This window comes from Devosia sp. (assembly GCF_036406155.1).
Lineage (GTDB): Bacteria > Pseudomonadota > Alphaproteobacteria > Rhizobiales > Devosiaceae > Devosia_A.
In genome coordinates this window covers 1-4,381 of the sequence record NZ_DASWVV010000072.1, presented here as the reverse complement: position 1 = coordinate 4,381, position 4,381 = coordinate 1, and the positions used below count along the sequence as shown (strand labels likewise).

Here is a 4,381-nt window from a genome sequence, read left to right as displayed (position 1 = left end):
GCGGCGCCGCGCGTGGCCTTCGGCTCCCTGGTCGAGATGGGGCTGATCGCGCCCGGCACGACGCTGGTCGACCAGCGCCGGCGCTACGCGGCCCTGGTCAGGGCCGACGGCTCGCTCGCGGCCGGGCCGCACGCCGGCTCGATCCACCGCGTCGGCGCGCTGGTGCAGGGCGCCGAGGCGTGCAACGGCTGGACCTTCTGGCACACCGAGGACGCCGGCCGGCTCGTTCCGATCGACAGCTACCGCGCCGATATCCGCACGCAGATGCAGCGCCTTTCCGCCTGACCTCCAAACTTCAGGCAAGCAGAGCCGCCGGTCGCAAGGCCGGCGGTTTGCTTTTGCCGCGGCCGCTGCTCAGTCCAGCGCCGTCGCCAGTACCTTGCGGAAGACGCTGGGCAGGGCCTCGGCGCCGAGTTCGGCCGGGTCGGCCCACCAGCCGGCAGACAGCGCCGCAGGATCGGGCACGGTCGTGGACCAGACTTCCAGCTCCAGCCGGAAATGGGTGAAGACGTGCACGACGCGGCCGCGATGGCGCCACTCGGCGGCAACGGGGTAGCCCGGCGCGGCGGGAGCACCGGTCCAGTCCGACACCGGCACCTCGGTCATCCGCGCCAGCAGCCCCTTGTCGGCGCGGCCCTGCAGGTAAACGTCGCCGGCGCCGTCGCGCATGACGAAGGCGTGGCCGTAGCGCGTCGGGCGCTCCGGCTTCGCCGGCCTGACCGGATAGGCGAGCGGTTCGGCGCGGGTGCCGGCGCAGCCGGGCCGCAGCGGACAGCGGGCGCAAAAGGCAACCCGCGGGGTGCATATCGTTGCGCCGAGATCCATCAGCGCCTGGGCGAAATCGCCGGCGCGGGCAGGCACCGAGGCCTGGACCGCCGCCCGGATTTCGTCCTTGGCGTCGCGCACCGGCGCGGCGAGCGCGAGGTAGCGGGCGAGCACGCGCTCGACATTGCCGTCGACCACGGCAACGGGCTCGTCGGCGGCGATGGCGGCAATGGCGGCGGCGGTATAGGGGCCGATCCCGGGCAGCGCCCGCAAGCCGGCCGAGGTCGTGGGGAAGACGCCGCTATGGCAGGCGACGACGTCGCGCGCGCAGGCGTGCAAATTGCGGGCGCGGGCGTAGTAGCCCAGCCCCGCCCACTCGACCAGCACGGCTTCGAGCGGGGCAGCGGCGAGGTCGGCAACGCGCGGCCACAGCGCAAGGAAGCGGGCATAGTATTTCTGCACGGCCGCCACGGTCGTCTGCTGAAGCATGATTTCGCTCAGCCAGACACGGTAGGGATCGGGTCGCTGCCCCGCCCGGCGCTGCGCCGGGCCGACGCGCCAGGGCAGCACGCGGGCCTCGGCGTCGTACCAGGCAAGCACGGCGGCGGCGTCGAGCGGCGGCATGGGGTTTTTTCGGCGGGCGGCTTGCGGCATGATGGGGCAACACATGACCCGCGCCCTGCCCCGAGGCAAGGGCGCCAGCGAGTTGTCACCAATGGCGCCACGACCCAAGAAGGACGCCGCCCCCCGGCGGCTCAACCGCGCCGTCGGCGCGGCCGAGGCACTGGGCCGGGTGCTCGACCCGGTGCTGCGCAAGCGTGGCTTCGCCAGCCGCGACATCCTCACCCACTGGCCGGCCATGGCGCCGCCCCCCTACGACAAGGTGGCGCTGCCCGATCGGCTGGCGTGGCCGCGCGGCGCGCGTGGCGCCGAGGGTGCGACGCTGTACCTGCGCTGCGTTCCCGGGCACGCTTTGGCCTTGAGCCACGAGGCCGGACCGATCGCCGCCGCCGTCAACCGCTATTTCGGCTATTTCCTCGTAGGTGCGGTCCGGCTCTCGGCCGAGCCGTTCACCCCGCATTCAGGCGTGGACGACGACACTCCCCGCGAGGTCAGCCCGGCGGTGCGCGCCGAAGTCGAGCACAGGCTCGCCCCGGTCGCGGACGACGGGCTGCGCGATGCCTTGCGCCGGCTCGGGCACGGGGTTCTCGGCCAGAGCCGAAAATAGGGAATTCACCGGCTGTTGATGGCCGCGCCCCTTGTCGTCACCATGCCGGCGTGTAGTGTGCGCCAGCCAAAATTCGGAGTTATTGCCGTGACCCTTACCCGCCGAGACACCCTTATCCTGGCCACGTCCGCAGCGCTTGCGAGCCTTTACGGGTTCGGCCCCGCGCTGGCCAAGGAAGGCGACGTGCTCGACGTCGCCAAGCTCGCCCAGGTGGCGGTTCCCGACCGTGTGCTCGGCAGCGCCGACGCCAAGGTCACGGTGATCGAATACGCTTCGCCGACCTGCCCGCACTGCGCGACGTTCCACAACAACGTCTATCCGCAGTTCAAGACGGACTATATCGACACCGGCAAGGTGAAGTTCATCCTCCGCCCGTTCGTGCGCAACGTCCTGGACGCGGTGGTGTTCCTGCTCGCCGAAGCGGCCGGCGAAGAGCAGTACCACACGGTCATCGCCACCTATTTCAAGACGCAGGAACAGTGGGGCACGGCGCAGAACCCGCGCGATGCGCTGCTCGGCATTGCCAAACAACTGGGTTTTACCGACCAAAGCTTCGAGGCCGCCTTGACGAATCAGGAGCTCTTCGCCGCCATGGAAAAGATGCGCGAGCAGGCGCTGGACGAGTTCAAGCTCGAGGGCACGCCTACATTCTACATCAACGGCAAGCAGCTGACCGGGGACAAGACGCTTGAAGAGCTCAAGGCAGCGATCGATCCGCTCCTCGCCTAGCGCTCCCGCGTCGGGAGGCGCGCGGTGAAGTTCCAGCGCCTCAAGCTCCACGGCTTCAAATCGTTCTGCGACGCCACCGAGCTGCACCTCGAGCCCGGGCTGTCGGGCGTCGTCGGCCCGAACGGGTGCGGCAAGTCCAATCTCGTCGAGGCGCTGCGCTGGGTGATGGGCGAAAGCTCGTACAAGGCGATGCGCGCCTCGGGCATGGACGACGTCATCTTCGCCGGCTCCGGCAGCCGCCCGGCCCGCAATTCGGCGGAAGTGACGCTGGTGCTCGACAATGCCGACCGCACCGCCCCCGCCCATCTCAACACCGCCGACGTGCTGGAAGTCACCCGCCGCATCGAGCGCGAGGCGGGTTCGGTCTATCGCGTCAACGGCAAGGAGGTGCGCGCGCGCGACGTGCAGTTGCTGTTTGCCGATGCCTCGACGGGGGCGCGCTCGCCGGCGCTGGTGCGGCAGGGCCAGATCGGCGAACTGATCGCGGCCAAGCCGCAGCAGCGTCGCGCCCTGCTCGAGGAGGCGGCCGGCATTTCCGGGCTGTACTCGCGCCGGCACGAGGCCGAGCTGCGGCTCAAGGGCGCCGAGCAGAATCTCGAGCGCGTCGACGACGTCATCGCCCAGGTGGAGCAGCAGCTGGAGACGCTGAAGCGCCAGGCGCGCCTCGCCATCCGCTACCGCTCTCTGTCCGGCGAGATCCGCAAGGCGGAGGCGACGCTGTTCCACCTGCGCTGGGTGGCGGCGCGCGTGGCCGAGAAGGAAACCGCGGCCGAGCACGGCAGGCTGGTCAACCAGCTGGCCGAGGCGCAGCACGTCGAACTGGAAGCGCAGAAGGTGCTGTTCCTAGCCGACAAGGCGGTGGAGCCGCTGCGCGCGACGGAGGCGGCGACCGGCGCAACGCTGCAGCGGCTGGTCATCCTCGCCGAGCAACTGGCCGAGGAGGCGCGCCGCAGCGACGCCCGCCGCGCCGAACTGGGCGAGCGGCTGAAGCAGCTCGAGGCCGATGCGGCGCGCGAAAAGGCGCTGCTCGGTGAAAGCGAGGAGACGCTCAAGGCCTATGCCGAAGAGACGGCCCGGCTCGAAGCCGAGGCCGCCGGCGAGCGTCAGGAATACGATGCCGCGAGGGACGCGGCGGACGCGGCGCAGGCGACGGTCGGGGCGGCGGAAGCCGAGATGCGGGCGGCGGCCGAAGCCGAGGCGCAGGTGCGCGCCCGACGGGCGCAGGCGCAGCGGGCACGCGAGGACGCGGCAGCGCGGATCGGCCGGTTGACGCAGCAACTGGCCGAGGTTGCTCGCGAGGCCGGGCAGGTTGCCGCCCGCCTCGATACCGACAAGACGATGCAGGAGCGGCGCGCAGCGCTCGAGGCGGCGCAGGCGGCAGCGCGCGCCGCCGAGCAGACGGCGATCGCGGCGGAGAACGACAGCCAGGCGGCGCAGGCGGCGCTGGAGGCGGCCCGCCCGGCGCTGCAGGAACTCGAGGCCCGGCTCAACCGGCTCGAGGCCGAAGCACAGACGCTCGGCCGCATCCTCGCCGGCGGCGAGAGCCTGTGGCCGGCGATCGTGGATGCGCTCAGGGTGACGCCGGGCTGCGAGACGGCGCTGGGGGCCGCGCTCGGCGAGGATCTCGAAGCGTCCGCCGATGCCGGCGCCCCGCTGCAC

General features: G+C 71.5%; 4 protein-coding genes and 1 pseudogene. 4 read left to right on the top strand and 1 reads right to left on the bottom strand.

The features are described 5' to 3' along the window. Positions 1 to 285 (top strand): annotated as a pseudogene (locus VGD93_RS04615) (modification methylase); the annotation flags it as partial. A 69-nt stretch (positions 286 to 354) separates the two neighbouring features. On the opposite strand, the gene VGD93_RS04610 reads toward VGD93_RS04615, so the two are convergent. Continuing rightward, positions 355 to 1,389 carry an A/G-specific adenine glycosylase gene (locus tag VGD93_RS04610; protein WP_395009645.1) on the bottom strand — a complete coding sequence of 345 codons (1,035 nt, stop codon included), beginning with the start codon at positions 1,387 to 1,389 and terminating at the stop codon, positions 355 to 357. Positions 1,390 to 1,432: 43 nt separating this feature from the next. On the opposite strand from VGD93_RS04610, the gene VGD93_RS04605 reads away from it, so the two are divergent. The 3 genes from VGD93_RS04605 to VGD93_RS04595 all read left to right on the top strand — a co-directional run. After that, positions 1,433 to 1,993 (top strand): DUF721 domain-containing protein, encoded by a 561-nt coding sequence (locus VGD93_RS04605; RefSeq protein WP_395009643.1) that lies wholly within the window; start codon positions 1,433 to 1,435, stop codon positions 1,991 to 1,993. Positions 1,994 to 2,011: 18 nt separating this feature from the next. Next, positions 2,012 to 2,722 (top strand): DsbA family protein, encoded by a 711-nt coding sequence (locus VGD93_RS04600; protein WP_395009641.1) that lies wholly within the window; start codon positions 2,012 to 2,014, stop codon positions 2,720 to 2,722. Positions 2,723 to 2,746: 24 nt separating this feature from the next. Then, positions 2,747 to 4,381 (top strand): chromosome segregation SMC family protein (locus VGD93_RS04595; protein ID WP_395009639.1); only part of this gene is annotated, 1,635 nt, incomplete at its 3' end.